This is a genomic window from Armatimonadota bacterium (genome assembly GCA_013314775.1).
Taxonomy (GTDB): domain Bacteria; phylum Armatimonadota; class Zipacnadia; order Zipacnadales; family JABUFB01; genus JABUFB01.
The window spans coordinates 305,276-320,676 of sequence record JABUFB010000009.1; the positions used below are offsets into that span (position 1 = coordinate 305,276).

General features: G+C 65.1%; 10 protein-coding genes. 1 reads left to right on the top strand and 9 read right to left on the bottom strand.

Features of this window, described 5'->3' with window-relative positions; genetic code table 11:
* Positions 1-43: 43 nt before the first annotated feature.
* The 4 genes from HPY44_12605 to HPY44_12620 all read right to left on the bottom strand — a co-directional run bounded on the left by HPY44_12605 (position 44) and on the right by HPY44_12620 (position 4,754).
* Entirely contained in the window at positions 44-400 is a 357-nt protein-coding gene (locus HPY44_12605) for a cupin domain-containing protein (protein ID NSW56844.1), read from the bottom strand.
* Positions 401-419: 19 nt separating this feature from the next.
* Positions 420-1,718, bottom strand: a complete 1,299-nt coding sequence (locus HPY44_12610; GenBank protein ID NSW56845.1) for a DegT/DnrJ/EryC1/StrS family aminotransferase — start codon at positions 1,716-1,718, stop codon at positions 420-422.
* A 91-nt stretch (positions 1,719-1,809) separates the two neighbouring features.
* A complete protein-coding gene (locus HPY44_12615; protein NSW56846.1) occupies positions 1,810-2,892 on the bottom strand; it encodes a DUF2961 domain-containing protein in 1,083 nt (360 codons plus the stop codon).
* A gap of 110 nt (positions 2,893-3,002) precedes the next feature.
* Positions 3,003-4,754 (bottom strand): hypothetical protein, encoded by a 1,752-nt coding sequence (locus HPY44_12620; protein ID NSW56847.1) that lies wholly within the window; start codon positions 4,752-4,754, stop codon positions 3,003-3,005.
* A gap of 245 nt (positions 4,755-4,999) precedes the next feature.
* Here HPY44_12620 and HPY44_12625 point away from each other — a divergent pair, with 245 nt between their 5' ends.
* A complete protein-coding gene (locus tag HPY44_12625; protein ID NSW56848.1) occupies positions 5,000-6,475 on the top strand; it encodes a hypothetical protein in 1,476 nt (491 codons plus the stop codon).
* A gap of 174 nt (positions 6,476-6,649) precedes the next feature.
* On the opposite strand, the gene HPY44_12630 is transcribed toward HPY44_12625, so the two are convergent.
* From HPY44_12630 to HPY44_12650, 5 genes are all read right to left on the bottom strand, one after another.
* The gene (locus tag HPY44_12630) at positions 6,650-8,218 is read right to left on the bottom strand and encodes a hypothetical protein (GenBank protein ID NSW56849.1); all 1,569 of its coding nucleotides are present in this window, start codon (positions 8,216-8,218) and stop codon (positions 6,650-6,652) included.
* Between the two features lie 58 nt (positions 8,219-8,276).
* The gene (locus tag HPY44_12635; GenBank protein ID NSW56850.1) at positions 8,277-11,354 is read right to left on the bottom strand and encodes a hypothetical protein; all 3,078 of its coding nucleotides are present in this window, start codon (positions 11,352-11,354) and stop codon (positions 8,277-8,279) included.
* A gap of 50 nt (positions 11,355-11,404) precedes the next feature.
* A complete protein-coding gene (locus HPY44_12640) occupies positions 11,405-12,598 on the bottom strand; it encodes a hypothetical protein (protein ID NSW56851.1) in 1,194 nt (397 codons plus the stop codon).
* A 159-nt stretch (positions 12,599-12,757) separates the two neighbouring features.
* Positions 12,758-13,798 carry a class II fructose-bisphosphate aldolase gene (locus tag HPY44_12645; protein ID NSW56852.1) on the bottom strand — a complete coding sequence of 347 codons (1,041 nt, stop codon included), beginning with the start codon at positions 13,796-13,798 and terminating at the stop codon, positions 12,758-12,760.
* Positions 13,799-13,841: 43 nt separating this feature from the next.
* Positions 13,842-15,401, bottom strand: coding sequence for an acyl CoA:acetate/3-ketoacid CoA transferase (locus HPY44_12650; GenBank protein NSW56853.1), 1,560 nt, complete (start codon positions 15,399-15,401; stop codon positions 13,842-13,844).

Sequence of the window (15,401 nt, forward strand, 5' to 3'; positions counted from 1 at the left end):
CGCGTGCCCGTTGCAGCGGACGCGCCGACGTCGGCGTGGCGGATCAAACCGTGACTTCGCCCGTGATCTCTGTGTCTTCATGCTGGTAGGGCGGTGCGCACAGACACAGGATCCGGAGCGGCTCCGGCCCCACGCATAGAACACTGTGTTCGCAGCCCGGCGGGATCAGGACGGCGTCCCCCGGCCGCAAATCAAGCTGCAGCGCACCCAGGTTCAGCACGCCCTCCCCCGCGAGGACGTAGTAGACCTCTTCGCTCTCGCGGTGTACGTGCGAATGGGTTCGCTGCCCCGGATTTAGAACGGCCTCGGCCAAGCTCAGGTTCCGGCTGCCCTCAGTCTCAGGGCGCACCAGTTCGCGGATCACCGAGCCATCAAGGGTAACGTAGGGCTCTCCCGGCACACTCTGCCTCCGCCTGGATTTAACTCGTTGCGGAATCCTGCTGTGCTTCCCAGTCCCTCAGCGCCGGCAGATTAGCCTCGACCTTTGCGAAGACATCAGCCAGTCGCTGCATATTCCCCTCATCCGGTGTCACGTAGTTCCAGCCCATCTCCACGGAACGCGCGATCTTGGTCTCGCAGTTGGGAACCGCCACGTCACGGTAGTCAATGCCATTCTGGCGCAGCGGCTCGGTCCACATGACTTTCGGGCCGTCGTATGTCTGCCAGTGCAGCCGCGGCCAAGTGGTAATCGGCGATGGCACGTACTGGTAGCAGCCAACGCCCTCGGCTGCCATGGCTGCAAAGAAGGTACCCTTGCGCACGCCCGCATATTCCTGGTCGTAGTTCATGGTGAGCATGTGGTAGACCGGCTCGTCGCCGGGCGCGTATTCAGGGAAGCTGACCACGCGCAGGCCGGCCATCTTTTCCCGGAACCAGGCAACGTTCCGGCGCCGCCCTTCGTTCTCCTCATCCAGCTTCTTGAGTTGTTCGGTGAGGATCACCGCGATCATCGGCGAAAGTCGGTACGTGTAGACCAGGGAATCGACATACTTACCGAATCGTTCTCGTGGGAAGTCCGGCTCGGGCGAGCGGCCCATGTGCTGACCGCAGAGCGCCGCTTTCCAGTACACATCCGGGTCCGGCGTCACCATGTAGCCGCCCTCAGCGCCGGCAAGGAGCTTCCCGCCCATGCAAGAGAAGCCCGCGGCGTGGCCGAAGGTGCCCACCTTGCGCCCCGCGTGGATGGAGCCGTGGGCCTGGCTGCCGTCTTCAATCACCACCAGTCCGTGGCGGTCGGCGATCTCCCGGATCGCAGTCATGTTCGCCGCCTGGCCGAAGATGTGCACTGCGAGGATAGCCTTGGTGCGGGGGGTGATCGCAGCCTCGATCTTCGCCGGGTCGATGAGACCAGTCTCCGGGCAGACATCCACAAAGACCGGCACCGCGTTGTTATGCAGGATGCAGGCGATCGACGCGCCCCAGGTGAAGGGCGTGGTGATGACCTCGTCGCCCCAGGAGATCTCCAGGCCGATCACGGCGCTGTGCAGAGCCGAGTGGCCGGAGCTGGTGACCATGCAGTGCGGAACGCCTTGCCAGTCGGCGATAGCCTGCTCGGCTTCGGCGATCTCGGGGATGGTCTTGTTCAGGCCCACTGTGCGGGGCTTGGAGAGCATCTCAGCCACTCGGTCCAGCGTGTGCTGGGAGAACCGCGGGTGCGGGTCAGCCGGGGGCGCGCCCAGAGGAGTGCCGCCGAGAAGCGCGAGGTCGCTTGTGCTCATAGTGCTGCCTCCAGCGAGAGAGATGGGCATTGCGCGGAGCGACGCTGGATTGTAACCCCTGCCCGTGGCGGTGGCAAGCGCCCCCTGGCGGTCAAATCACCTCAAGGTAGTCCTTGTCCGGCAACTGAGGGAAGGGCGCCGTGGGCAGCGTCTGGTACCAATAGGCCACCGAGGCGATGTCATCCTGCAGGGGCAGGTAGCGGTGGTCACTGCGCCATCCCAGAGCCTGGATAGTCACCCGCAGGTCCTCTTCGAACCGAATTGGGTCCATGATGTGCCAGCGGTACATGCCGAAACGGGTCTGTGAGGAGTAGACGCCGTCAGGGCGGATCACCTGGCACAGCCCCGCATACGGCGTGGTGAATTCCTGGTACTGATGAGTGTCGCGATTCTCGAAGTTGTAGGAGCCGCAGAAGTAGTCCTCGGTACCCGTGCCGCAGATGGTGGGGAACTCCCCGTCGCCATCCATGAAGAACTTGATCTCGCCCTCGCCCCACCAGCCCGTGTTATTGACTCCCCAGGCCATATAGGTGCCCACGTACTGCCCGCGCCCGCGCACACCGTCGAGGATCGTGTAGACATCCTTGTACGGCAGCGGGTTGGTGCGGCGGAACTGGGCGTGGAAGTACGCGCAGTCCTCGGGCACTTCAGTCAGTGTGTAGTCGATCTGGTAATACAGCGTCATGGCTTCGGAAGCGATGTTGGTGACGGTCATCCGGCAGCGTTTGCGGAAAGGCATCTCCCAGTAACAGTTGAAGGCGCTCCCAGGGTTCACGCACACCGGCAGCGACGAGACAGGCGCGTACTTGCCCCATCCGCAGGCGAAGAAGTCACCGACGGGACACTCCACCGCCGGGGTATCCTGGTCGTCCCAGTAAATGCGCAGGATCGCGAAGCGCCAGTGGCCGGTGGGAGTCATCCACACGTGCTGGATCGCGCCCGAACCGTGGATGTCGCACAGGGTGAATGTCGCCCCGGCTTCAATGCGCACCGAGGGCGAGATCTTCCAGCCCTGGCCGAGATCCCGGGCGCAATGGGCACCGGTGCCCTCGGTGGCCATTCCCGCCTTGCCCTTCTCGCCGGTGAAGTTTTCGGCGGAAATGGAGCGGGTCTTCGCAGACGACAGGCGCGACAAGTTCCCCAGGTTCATCCCAAGACCATTGAAGCCCGACATGGTGGTTCCTCCAAGGATTGATTGGTCATCTTGCGGACAGAGACCCTCGTGCTTCCGTCTGGCGCGGGCGTTCCGCCCGCGTCTGCCTTCCTCCCCTGCCATTTCGCTGATCAGACGCGCACTTCGGCAAATCCGTCCAGCCTGTCAATGTCCACGACACGCCGAACGCAGCCGTCGCCATCGTTGTCCCAGATCGTCAGCGGGGACGGACCATCGGTGACGCCGGCAAGCTCGCACTGCAAGCCTCCGTCCGCGTAATCGGCGCGCACAAGGCGGGAGTCGTACAGGCGCTTGGTGATGACCCCAACGTGCTCGCGACCCGCGAACTCCACATCCCAGCCGTTCAGACCGCGGACAATGGAGGTGACCACAGTCTCCCAGTCTTCCGGGCTGATGGCGTCGATGCGCTCCTCATGGGTCATCAGGACGCCGAAGGCCAGGGCATCCAGTCCGAGCTTGATATTGCGCACGCCCTGAGCCGCAGCTTCAGCGACTTTCGGCGTCTCGGATTCTCCCAGAAACGGCACGCGGCCGCTGAGGATATCGCCGGTCATGTGGGTCTTGCTGGCGTGTGACACGGACATATTGATGAAAGTGAGTCCGCTTCCGTACGGGCAACGTTGGATGACGAGGCCGAATCGGCCGGACCTGCCCCGGCTCCCGTAGGGTCCCGGTCGCCAAGCAGGCTGGTTGCCGTAGAGCTGCCCGACCACGCTATTGTTGCAGGGCATGTCCGCTCCGCGCTCCAGGAACAGGGGTACGGCGCGCCAGGCGATCTCCCCGAAATGGGCATTGATCACGCGGCTGTGCCGGATGCCGGCCCTTGCGAAAGCCTCATCCATGCGCTGGAAATTGCGGCGGATTGTGGCCGAATCCAGGTCGCGCCCGGTGTTGTGGTCCAGCGACAGGCCCTCGAAGACCGTCACCTTGCCTCCATTGGACAGGTCGGGCTTATCCGGCGATACGGCGAAGGGTTTGTAGTTCGCGCGGGCCTTGTAGAAGTCGTCGCGGAAGGCATGCATGGAGAAGTCCGCGCCGCCGGCATCGAACAGGCGCTTTGCGGCAGCCCAGTCCGACGGCCCCATCTCGTCGATGAACAGGCCGAGATTGGGCTTGATGCCGAACCGGTTCATCACATCCACGTAAGCGAAAGCGCCGTAGGTGCCGTTGCAGTCGTCCATGCGGGCCGTAACGAAGGGCGGGATGCAACGCATGGCAAAGGGCTTCCTTGCAGCCCAGACCAGTGAGCGCCAGAGAAGCCCGTCGGCGCCCTGAACATGGCCGAAAACGTCTTCGCCGTAGAGTCGTTCGCCGGTGCCGAAGATGACCACACGGCCCTGTCCCACTTGCCTGCACACGAGAGCGGGATCGCCTGCGCTGGTGGCAAGGAGCGTTTCCCAGCCATCGGCGGCGGGGAAAGCGGTGACGGCCAACGGCGCATCAAGCTCGAGTTCCTCGTCCTGCTCATGCCCGAAGGTGATGAAGTTCGGCGCAGATGGGAAACGCAGAACCGGGGTTTCAGCGCAACGCAACTCGCTCGGGGCCAGCGCGCGCAGAGCACAGGGCCATGCGTTCACTTCGCGGTCCATTGACAGGAGCCCAGCACCGGCCGCAACGGCTTCGGCGATCTCAGTCGCAACGACATCGGTCAGGCCCGCCCCCGCACCATCATGGGCGAGAACATACAGGCCGCGCGGGGTAACGTGGTGGGGCGGCTGGGGCATGTAGTCGCCGCATTCGAGCACCTCCCATGGAACACCGAAATGGTCGAGCGCAGCGAAGACGGTGGTGTCTGACAAGGCGCGCTGGGCCCTGCGGCGACTGTCGAGAACAACGAGCACACTGCGGTTTCCGGCGGGCATGATCCAAGCTCCTGGCGCGACATGATTGGGTGCAGAGGGCAATTCGTCGTTGGCCCCGCGAGACCCTCCGCGCGGGAGGTTGCTATGCGGTGTGCGGGGAATTGGTGAACACGTCATCTAGGAGGCAGACCATGACTGCCAGGAGCCGAGTTCTCACCTGCCTTGTGTTTGCGGTGTGCTTAGCGACGTCAGGCCTCGCTGATACGACCAACCAGGACCCGCCGGAGGCGGGAGGAGGCACTCGGATGCCCAAACTCACCGGACCCCTTTTCAACCAAGATTGTACCGATTTCTTCTACACGAACTACATCACCGAGGATAAGGACGCCGGGGCCGAGATAGACAGGTACTTCGACGTGCTGGCAGACGCAGGAGTGAAGGTGCTGCTGATCAACACGAACGCTCGGAAGACCAATTACAAGAGCGAGGTGTGGGAGACCTTCTGGGATGGCTACGACCCGAAGGCCGGAGACGACCACCCCTTCATCCAGTCGCTCGGTCCCGGGGACACCGCGGGTTACCGGCGGATGACCCACAGCATGATGGAGATCGATCGGCAGGGCGTGGACTACCCGGCCCGAGTCATCGAGCGCTGCCGGGTGCGCGGGGTATCGCCGTGGATCAGCCTGCGCATGAATGACGTGCATTTCAATGACAACCTCGACCACCCTTTCCACGGCGCAATCTGGCGCCAGGAAGAATTCCATCGCGGCGGCGGGGGCTACTACGGGCGCGGGCTGGACTACGCGCATGCCGAAGTGCGCGACCTGTATCGTGCGTTGATTGTTGAAAGCCTTGGACGCTACGACATGGACGGCCTGGAGCTGGATTTCATGCGGGAGCCTTACCTGTTCCGACCCGGCGCGGAGCAGGAGGGCCGCGCGATCCTGACCCAGTGGATACGGGAGATAAGTGCTCTCGTCAAGGAGGCGGCCGAAAAGCGCGGACACCCGATCCTGCTTGGAGTGCGCATGCCATCGCACGTGGAAGTGGCCCTAAGTTGGGGGCTTGACGCGCCGGCATGGGCCCGAGAGGGTCTGATCGACCTTGTGGTGGCGACTCCGCGCTGGGCCACGCTGGAGTATGACATGCCCCTCGGGGATTGGAAACAGGCGCTGGAGGGGACCGGCGTCACGCTGGCAGGTGGGCTGGAGATCCTGCACCGGCCAATGCCTTCCGGTCCGGCGGTACCGGTGACCAGAGAACAGGCTGCCGGAGCCGCAACCGCGGTGCTTGCTGCCGGAGCCGACGCGGTCTACCTGTTCAACTACTTCAGCCCTATCGCTAACAGCCCGGCCTGGACGCCCGAGGGGTACCGCACAACACTGAGCGCCATGTCCTCACTGGACGCGATCAGCGCCCTGCCCCGAAGGCATGCCATCACCTGGCGGGACATCGTCGGGTGCGGTGAACAGTACCAGGCGCCTCTTCCGGCCGAAGGCAAGAGCCTCTCGTTCCAAATCCCCACCGGACCGAAGCCGGCCGACAACGCACGAGTCTGGGTCGAAGTCCATGTCGAGAAGCCCGACAGCCCGCCGATTGTCAGCCTCAACGGCAAGACCTGCAATCTGCGCGAGGGCGAGACCGGGGCGGCAGGGGCGCTCATTTACGATGCGCCGGCGAATGCGCTGCCGGGCATGCAGCGAGACACCGTTGGGATCGCCGCGGTCGGCGACGCAACGGTGAAAGTCATGGGCGTCGAGATCCGCATCGGGCCGTAGGAGCCGCAGCGTATGCCCGGTGGGTACAGGCACCGGTTCCGTATGGCCCTCGGAGCCGGACTTCAGTCCGCCATGAGTTTCGAATGCCAGTCCTCCACCAGGCGTTTGCAGGCACGCCCATCCCTTGGCTGTGAGCACTAGTTCGGGAAATGTTTGCCCAGTTCGAGCGGGAAATCACTTCCCGCGCTGCACCGTCACCGGCAGCTTCCCCGGACAGGTGCGCTTGCCCAGTGTCGCCTCGGCGACCGCGCGAAGTGTGAAGTCATCGCCGCCGTAGCCAATGACCACCGGCACACTGCCCGGCAAGTCTGACAGGGCGTAGGGCGACTCGAAGAGCATCATGGCGCGCAGCTTGTCCGAGGCTGCGACTTCCTGCCACATTGCTGCCTGAGTGCGGGGCAGGCGAACGCCTTCGCCTTTGTACGAGGTGATATGCGCGAAGGTAGCGCCGAGAATCGCGCTGGCGGAAGAGACTCTCTCGCGCACCCGAGCAAGATCCTCCGGGGTAGTGTTTTCGTCGCACACAATGGCGCTCCAGCCAGGCCTGTCACAGACGGGCCCGGTCAGAGGATGCACCCCAGCCAGCGCCTTCCCGTCATGTTCGTCCGCAAGGCCTTTGCCATGGCGCACCGGGTCGTCGCAGATGACCAGCAGAGGCCGGTCGCCCAGTTCCAGGCCGCCCGCCGGAAGATCCCCCGAGAGCGTCACCGACGCCTCAGCCAGTCGTCGCCCCATGTCGTGCAGGACGCGGCGGATCTCGTCATCGGGGGGCAACGCAGGCGCCTGCAGCCGTCGGGCCTTGAGATTGCGCACCCGCGCGGCTGCTTCGCGCAGGCGAGATTCCGGGACGCGGCCATCCAAGCACGCGGCCACGACCGCTTCCACGGAATCCCCGGGCGGTCGCTTGTAGTCGATGAGTACCTGATCATGCCCAGCCGCGATAGCCATCCATGCCGCCTGGGCGGAGTCGATGGTCAGCCGCAGACCCTCCATCCCCAGGGAATCGGTGAAGATTACGCCGTCGTATCCTTGCTGTTCGCGCAGTATTCCCGTGATGAGCTTGTGACTCACGGTGGCGCAGTTGTCGGGGTCCACGGCCGGCAGGAGCAGGTGCCCGGTCATGACACTCTCCAGCCCCGCCTGCCGGGCTACGAGATACGGCGGCCACTCGATGGTCTCCAGATGCTGGCGGGAACACTCCACGGTGGGCAGGGAGATGTGACTGTCCACTGCCACGTCGCCGTGGCCCGGCCAGTGTTTGGCGCAGGGGTGCATCCCGGCCTCGATCATTCCGCGCACCACCGCTGCCCCGAGACGCCCGACCTGTTCCACGTTCTCGCCGAAGGAACGCACATTCACGATGGGGTTATCCGGGTTGGTGTTGACGTCCAGCACCGGGCTCCAGGTCACGTCGACGCCGAGACGCCGGCCTTCGAGCCCCACCGCGTAGCCCCAGTCGAAGGCCAGTTGCTCATCATCCGCCGCGCCGAGGGCCATTTGCGGCGGAACCGCGGTTCCGTCGGGTGCGAAGTAGCTCCCCGTCTCCAGGTCTGTCTGCAGCAGCAGGTATCCGGGAGCCATGGCGCGCAGTTCGGCCACGCGCTCGTGGATGTCAGCCCGCCCAACCTGGGAGTTGAGCACCGCGCCGGAAGAGATGAGCTCGTTCTCTTCGTCCTGGTACTGCACGGTATTGCGCAGGCAGAGCACTTCGGCCACCAGTGCCCGGATCTCCTGCTCGCTCATGCTTTTCACACTCCAGATCGCGGTCATTCCGCGGTTGGTCATCTTCGGCAGGACGCAATTATGTATTCAGCAGCCGCACTGTCAAGATCCGCCGCGGCGGTATCGTGACCTGCACACGGTGCGGGGCGACACGAGACACGCTGCCGGGGTCGTCGGGCGCATAGCCTTCGGTGATGGTCGCGGGTTCGGCATCCGCGAGGCTGGTGAAATTGACCACGATCGCTGCATCCGCAACGCGAGGCGCTGGGTTCCACAAGCGAAGGATATGCCCCCGGCCATCTTCGGCGGGCTTCAGTGCAAGAGGCACCAGCGGGTCGCCGGAGAGTTCCAGGAGGCTTGCGGACGTGGGCAGGCGGCCCTCGCGGCGGCGTTCGAGGAAGATGGTTCGCGCAGGGGTCATCTGGTCGAGGCCGATGCGACCTGCAAGCCCGTCATCCGGCGCCCCTGTGCGGCTTGTGAAGACGTGCCGGAACAGCACGCTGCCGGTCTGCGAGACGCTGAAGTTGGTGCCGAAGTTGTTGGTGAAGAGGGTCGAATACACCCACCCGTTGCGCACCTGCTCCAGCGCGATCGGTGGATGATGGGCCCTCGCCGGGACCCGGGCGCTGTGGGCGGGGGAGACATACCCCGGCCACAGGTCACCGAGGCAGACCAGGGGCGCGTCCAGGCTGGACCAGACAACTGCGCCGTCCGCCCCGGACACGCAGACCCAGTCCTGCACCGCGAGGGTGTCCCAGTAAGCGCCGGGCAGGAAGTCCTCCACCGGGCTCACGCCGCTCAGGGCGCCCTGATAGCGGAACCTCGGTTGCTCAAACCGGAAAGGGAAAGCGAGGTGTGCGTCCAGCGCGGGGGTCGCATCCTTGAGCACTCGGGTGGCGAGTTCAACGCGTTTGATGCCCATCCGGAGCGTGATGGTCTGGGTGATTTGCGGATGCCCGGGCGCTGATCCGGTGCGGCGCAAGCGGCTGTAGACCGGCCCGGTGTGCTCGATGGTCCACGGGCCGAACTGCGCCGGGATCGCCATCGCGTCGTCGGGCCCCCGGACCACGAAGTCTCCGAGTCCGTGGGGCGCGCCGTAATCAAGCAGTTCGCGGCCCGTCTCGCGGTCGATAAGGCTGGCGATGTGGCCGGACGCAGTAAGCTCCAGGCGGTAGTGATCGCTCTCAACCACCCGCGCGCAGACATCCAGGGCGACGACCTCCGGCACGTCCGTTAGCGGCTTGAGCTCGTAGACGCGGTAGCCGCAGGCAGGGAGGTCGCGGGCCAGGAAATGCAGGTCGCTCAGCAGGCCCGAGGGGTGTTCCATGCCGCCGTAACGCAGGCCGCCGCGACCCAGGCCGACGCGTTCGGGAGCGAAGGGCACCGTCTCGGAGGCGTCCTCCACCGGCGCGATCTGGAAGTCCACGGCCTGTCTCGAGACCACATCCACAAGCTGGAATCTGCCCGCCACCAGCTCGGGCGGCGGGTGAGCATGCCAGCGGTCGGTCAGGGGCACGCCGCGGAGGAAGGTCTCCTCGTCCGAGGTCTTTGCGGGCAGGCGGGCCATAGTGCTGCCGCAGTTCTCGAACTCCCGCATCGGGGTGACCACGGGGACGCTGCGCATCCACGGGAGCGGGTTGAAGACGGCGATGTAGAACCCCTCCCCCGGCAGGCGCACATGGTCGGCGATCCGCGCGATTGCAGTGTCCTCCACATTCCCGGCGATTGCCGCAGCCCGGTGTGCGTGGACGGCTTTCTCATGCTGGGAGGCCCTGCATCCCGGACCGCAGGGGAAATGGTGACCCCAGGTGTGCTCGTCGTGCCAGAGCACGTCCTCATAGGCTTCGTCCAGCGCATCCCCAGGATAGGCGAAGTCCGTCACCGCGGAGGCGAGAGACGCCAGACGCTCTGCGTTGAGCAGGTCGGTCTTGCCGGCCCGGTTGGTCGCAGTTGCCTCGGCGGTGGATCCAGCGCCCACGGGGTAATCCGGCCCCGGAAGCTCTCCACGGAAGACGGGCAGGTCATCGGGAAACTGGGAAGACAGGTCCTCAAAGAACATCGCGTTCGTGCTGAGGATCAGGCGCGGGTATGTCCACTTCGCGTTCCAGTCGCGCACCGTCCGGCAGTAGTCCTGGATGTACGGTGAATTGTCGCGGGCGCCCCCGATCACCGTCCAGCGCACGGTGCTGAAAGGGTATTCGGATTCCGAGAGTTCCTGGAGGCGGTCGGCGAGGCCCGGAAGGGACGGGTACGGGCCGCTTCCGGCGCCCGAGTTGTCCCACAAGAGGACCCGGCGACCAGAGGGCGCCTCCCACCAGAAGCAGCCGGGGCGGCCCTTCGGGAAGAGGGCATCGTCGTCCCAGAAAGATTGCATCGACGGCCGGCACCAGTCCCAGTAACGGGGCAGCGCGGGGCAAAAGATGCGAATCCCCGCCTCGACCAGGATCTCCGCAAGACCCCAGCTCATGCCGGGCACGTCATTGTGTTCGGCGCTCGTGATGGCGAACCCATGCTCCCGGGCCAGCCGCGCCGATGGATACAAGCAGCGAATCAGGGACTCGTGCCCGCATAGTTCGGTGGTCATGTTGCCAAAGAGCGCGGTCAGTTCGAAACGCCCCTCGCGCAGGAGGGCGATCATCTTCGCAATCCGGTCAGCCGGGGCGCGCCGGAGGAACTCCAGGAGTGACCAGGCCTGCTCGATCACCAGCCGGAAACGGGACTCCTCGGGCCAGTCGGCAGTTGCCTCCGCCATGTCCAGGGCTGCATCGAGAAACTGCACATGCTCACGCAAGACAACGGATGCCAGGTTGGTGTAGCCAACATCGTGGTGCGAGCGTTGGGTCACGTGCACCGTCCATTTGCGCGGCGGATGCAGAGTGACTTCATGGGCAATGGACTCACGGCCCGGCACGCTGAGCGAGACGGTGACCGGCGTGGCCTGCCGGGGAGCAGGGATGCGCAGTTCGTGAGTGGATTCGCCTCCCGCAATGTGAACGCGATCCGCCGCAAGCAGGTCGGCCGCACCCCTCATTTCCAGGGCAGCATCCGCGGGCAAGCCGCCGTTTTCGACGACCACGCGCACAATCTGGCGCAAATCACTCTCCGGCCCCGACAGGAACGCAGTGGGGGCGACCCGGGCAATGCGCAGGCTTGACATGGGACATGCACCGCCAGTGGATGGATGAGTAACTGCACGGACCGCCGTTCTCAGAGACTGTCCAGCCAACCCTCAGCCAAGCGCGCGCCGTACACCTGTGGGTGGCCGCCGCGAGTAGATGCGAAAATGATCCACTTGTTGTCAGCGGTCATGTACGGGTGGGCGTGGGCCCACTGCTTGCCATCATAGACGGTGCGGGTGAAAGCGACGCGCTTGCAGTTGCCGGTTGCGAAGCTGCCCACGTACAGCGGGACGCCCTCCTCATTCGTGTCGCAGATGAAGTACCTGCCGCAGCGGGAGACACTGATGTGGTTGAAGCGCAGCTTGCCCTCGTACGCAGGCACAGGGCCGGGATCGCCCACTCTGGCGGTCCAGACGTTGGTGCGGCTGTCGGGGTCGGTGCCGGTGGAGAAGAAAATGCGGTCGGTGATGCCCACCCACGCCTCATGGCCGGTGGGGCGCGGCGTGTAAGGACGATCTGCTGGGAAAGGCTTCTCCTGCCCGCCGATCTCCAGTTCGCTCAGGAGCACCTGCTTCACGTCAGGCATCTGGTTGAGCTGAATCAGCACTCGATTGCGGCCGTCCAGGGAAAACTGCTCGTGCTTGGCGTGGTATCCGGGCTTGTCCAGAAGAATGCTCCATTCCCCGGTCTGTATGTCCAGCAGGTGAACGTTGGAGGGAGCACCCTCATTGCTCACACTCACCGCGTAATAGCGGTGATCGGGCGAGACCGTACCGTAGCTGTAGTTGCCGCGTTCCGGCGGGAGCGGGGCCACGTTTTCCACCTGAAGCGTGAGGTAATTGCACCGGCGCAGCATGGGCACGCCGTCCACTGCCTGCCGGTAATACAGCCACTCGCCCCAGGCGTGGAAGGCCGGGAACGGCGGCTTGCCGACGAGCACGTCATGGCGCGAGCCGTCCACGAGGTCGAGAATGCTGATCCCGCCGGGCTGGTCGTCTGTGTTGTAGTAGCGGATGGCGATGCGTCGGCCGGTGGCGTCCCCGTAGGCCTGCTCGCCGTAGATATTGTCGGCCGGGCGCGGGTCAGCCCCGAGAAGGAACACCTGTGCGCCGCTGTCGGGGTCGATTTCGACGGGGTCTCCGAACACGTTCCTGCCTCCTGTGGGCGCCGCGTTGTCCGCGCCCTGTACTGTGGGCTGCTGCGCGCAACACGGCCACGATGCAATCACTGCCAGCGCCATCAGCCCGGTGCGCAGCACAAGCATTCGGTCTCGTCGGGACATCCGGGTCGCCTCCTGTCGCGGTACGGGCCAGGCTTCACACACTCAAGTCCAGGCAGATCGGTCATCCGAAGGTGCCGTGCTCCCGCGTCGATTGACGGCAGGACTTGGAGCCGGCCACCGTCGGAAGCAGACACCCGACAAGCATACTGTGCCTTCGCGCTAACCTGCCTGCGCGGCATACTTCTGATACCCGAACAGCAGCATGAACTCCTTGCAGCGCGCCTTCACGGCCGCGAACCACGCATCGCGGCGGGGGGCATTGGCGACGCTGGCCAGGGTGGGCTTCGCTGAGCCGTCAATGCTGAAGGCATCGCCCAGCATCCCCGCATCCCGCAGGGCGGCCAGTTCATCGGCTGGCAGGATGCGGTCCAGGTCGCCCAGCACCTGCCGCGCAACAGCTTGACCACCTTTCACCGCAAGGGTGGTGAAGATATTGATCTTCACAATCCCGTCGCGGGTCAGGAGCGGCAGGTCGGTTTCGGCGACGGAGCTTGTCCCGTGCAGGCAGAGAATGGGGCCCACCGCGGCACGGATCTCCCGGGCGCGGTCCGACAGGTACTTCGCCGGAGGACCGGTACTGCGGTGCTCGGTGCCGACATCGGGTACGATGAGGTCGACGCCGGTCTCGCGCACGAAACGCTCCGCCTGCTCGACCGTCGTCGGTCCGCCGCCACCGTGGCCGACTTCCCCGGATTCCGAAAGCTCGGCCACCGCGCCTTCCACCAGCACCCTCCCCGCCATGCGCTCCCGGTAAGCTGCCGTGAGCCGCATATTCTCTTCGAGCGGCCGCGCGCTGGCGTCATGCATCACTGAGGCGAACTGGTCGGCGAAGTCTTCCAGCAGGTCACCATCCAGCCACGGGAAAGCGTGGTCGAGGTGAGGCATCACCCGTAGACTGCGGTACGGGCTGTGCGGGCCGGTGAAGGCTTCCAGGTCCGAGAACATGAGCTGCGTTCCCAGCACCGGGTCGCCGCAGGCCGCAACCAGGCCGGCCTGACCACGGGCCGGATAGCGACCGGTCCAGGCGGGCACCACGGGCAGGTCATCCACGCCGATCTCCTGCGCGATTTCCAACGCTGCCGCCAGGACTGCTTCCAGGGTCTCGCGGTCCTCAGCGCAGAATGCCGGGAGAGCGATGCCTCGCGCGGCAGCGTCGGAATAGGCCTGCTTCACTTCCGTGTACTGCGTCACAAGAGGCATTGGGGTCTCCGTTACTTTCGGCCGGATCGGGCGTTCGGCACCCTCAGCTGCACTCGGCGGCCAGTCCCATCTTCTCGTCCCGGAAAATGCGAGGGTCCATGGAGGGCACGTCGCCGGGCACATCGGGCCGGAAGTCCATGTGGGCCAGGATGTCGCGCTGCAGGTCAACGCCCGGCGCGATCTCCGACAGCACCAGCCTGCCATCAGTCAACTCAAACACGGCGCGCTCGGTGACGTACAGCACGTGCTGGCGCTTGTCCGCAGCATACTCGCCCGAGAAGGTGACGTGCTCCACCGCATTCACGAACTTGCGGTGCTTGCCCTCGGCGACGATGGTCAAGCGTCCGTGACCGGAAGCGATCTCCAGACCGCCTGCGGTAAAGGTGCCGCAGAAAACGACCTTGCGGGCTGTCTGGGTGATATTGATGAAGCCGCCGCAACCTGCTACACGAGGGCCGAACTTGCTCACGTTCACGTTCCCTGCTGCATCCGCCTGGGCCATTCCGAGGAAGGCGACGTCCAGCCCGCCGCCATCGTAGAAGTCGAACTGCGAGGGCTGGTCGACGATGGCCTCCGGGTTCGCGGCCGCGCCGAAGGACAGACCGCCCGCGGGAACGCCTCCGATGGGGCCGGCTTCCACGGTCTGATTGAGGAAATGGGCGATGCCCTCCTCGTTCGCCACTGCTGCCACGCCCTCGGGCATGCCGATTCCGAGATTGATGATGTCTCCGGCAGAGAGTTCGAGGGCTGCCCGGCGGGCGATGATCTTCCGCTCGTCCATTGGCAGAGCGGGGATGCTGCCGAAGGGCACGCGCACATCGCCGCAGTAGGCCGGATTGTAGTCCTCCCCGAAAGTCTGCGCATGCTCACCGGGCCCAGCCACCGAGACTGCGTCTACGAGAATACCTGGCACCCGAACGTGCTGCGGCGGGAGGCTGCCCGCGGCTGCCACGCGCTTGACCTGCGCCAGCACCAGCCCTCCGCTGTTCCGGGCAGCCTGGGCGATGGCCAGCATTTCGCCGAAGAGCGCTTCGTGCTCCATGGTCATGTTCCCGCGTTCATCGGCCGTTGTGCCGCGAATGAGCCCGACATGTACCGGGAAAGCGCGGTAAAAGAGCCACTCGCGGCCGGCGAGTTCGATGACCTCCACCAAGTCTTCGGTGGTCTTGTCATTGAGCTTGCCGCCGCCATTGCGCGGGTCCACGAAGGTCTTCAGGCCGATATGGGTGATGAGCCCCGGGCGACCCGCGGCGATTTCGCGAAACAGGTGGCAGATCACGCCCTGCGGCCAGTTGTAGGCTTCGACCAGGCCCTGAACCGCGAGCTTTCCAAGGGCGGGACAAAGGCCCCAGTGTCCGCCGATGATCCGCTTCACCAGGCCCTCGTGGGCGAGATGATTGATGCCCCGACTTGCGCCGTCGCCCTGGCCGGCGGCGTAGACCACTGTGATGTCCCGCGGGTGGCCTTCTTCGAGGAACCGACGCTCGATGGCGCTGGTGAGCGCCTCGGGGTGCCCGGCGCCCACGAAGCCGCCGATGGCGATGGTTGCGCCATCGGGAATGCGTGCGACGGACTGGTCAACCGGCTGGAACTTCCCGGACAT

Coding starts and splice junctions, on each gene's coding strand:
- HPY44_12610 (NSW56845.1), bottom strand. CDS start 1,718: ATGAGCACAAGCGACCTCGCGCTTCTCGGCGGCACTCCTCTGGGCGCG.
- HPY44_12615 (NSW56846.1), bottom strand. CDS start 2,892: ATGTCGGGCTTCAATGGTCTTGGGATGAACCTGGGGAACTTGTCGCGC.
- HPY44_12620 (NSW56847.1), bottom strand. CDS start 4,754: ATGCCCGCCGGAAACCGCAGTGTGCTCGTTGTTCTCGACAGTCGCCGC.
- HPY44_12625 (NSW56848.1), top strand. CDS start 5,000: ATGCCCAAACTCACCGGACCCCTTTTCAACCAAGATTGTACCGATTTC.
- HPY44_12630 (NSW56849.1), bottom strand. CDS start 8,218: ATGAGCGAGCAGGAGATCCGGGCACTGGTGGCCGAAGTGCTCTGCCTG.
- HPY44_12635 (NSW56850.1), bottom strand. CDS start 11,354: ATGTCAAGCCTGCGCATTGCCCGGGTCGCCCCCACTGCGTTCCTGTCG.
- HPY44_12640 (NSW56851.1), bottom strand. CDS start 12,598: ATGTCCCGACGAGACCGAATGCTTGTGCTGCGCACCGGGCTGATGGCG.
- HPY44_12645 (NSW56852.1), bottom strand. CDS start 13,798: ATGCCTCTTGTGACGCAGTACACGGAAGTGAAGCAGGCCTATTCCGAC.
- HPY44_12650 (NSW56853.1), bottom strand. CDS start 15,401: ATGTCCGGGAAGTTCCAGCCGGTTGACCAGTCCGTCGCACGCATTCCC.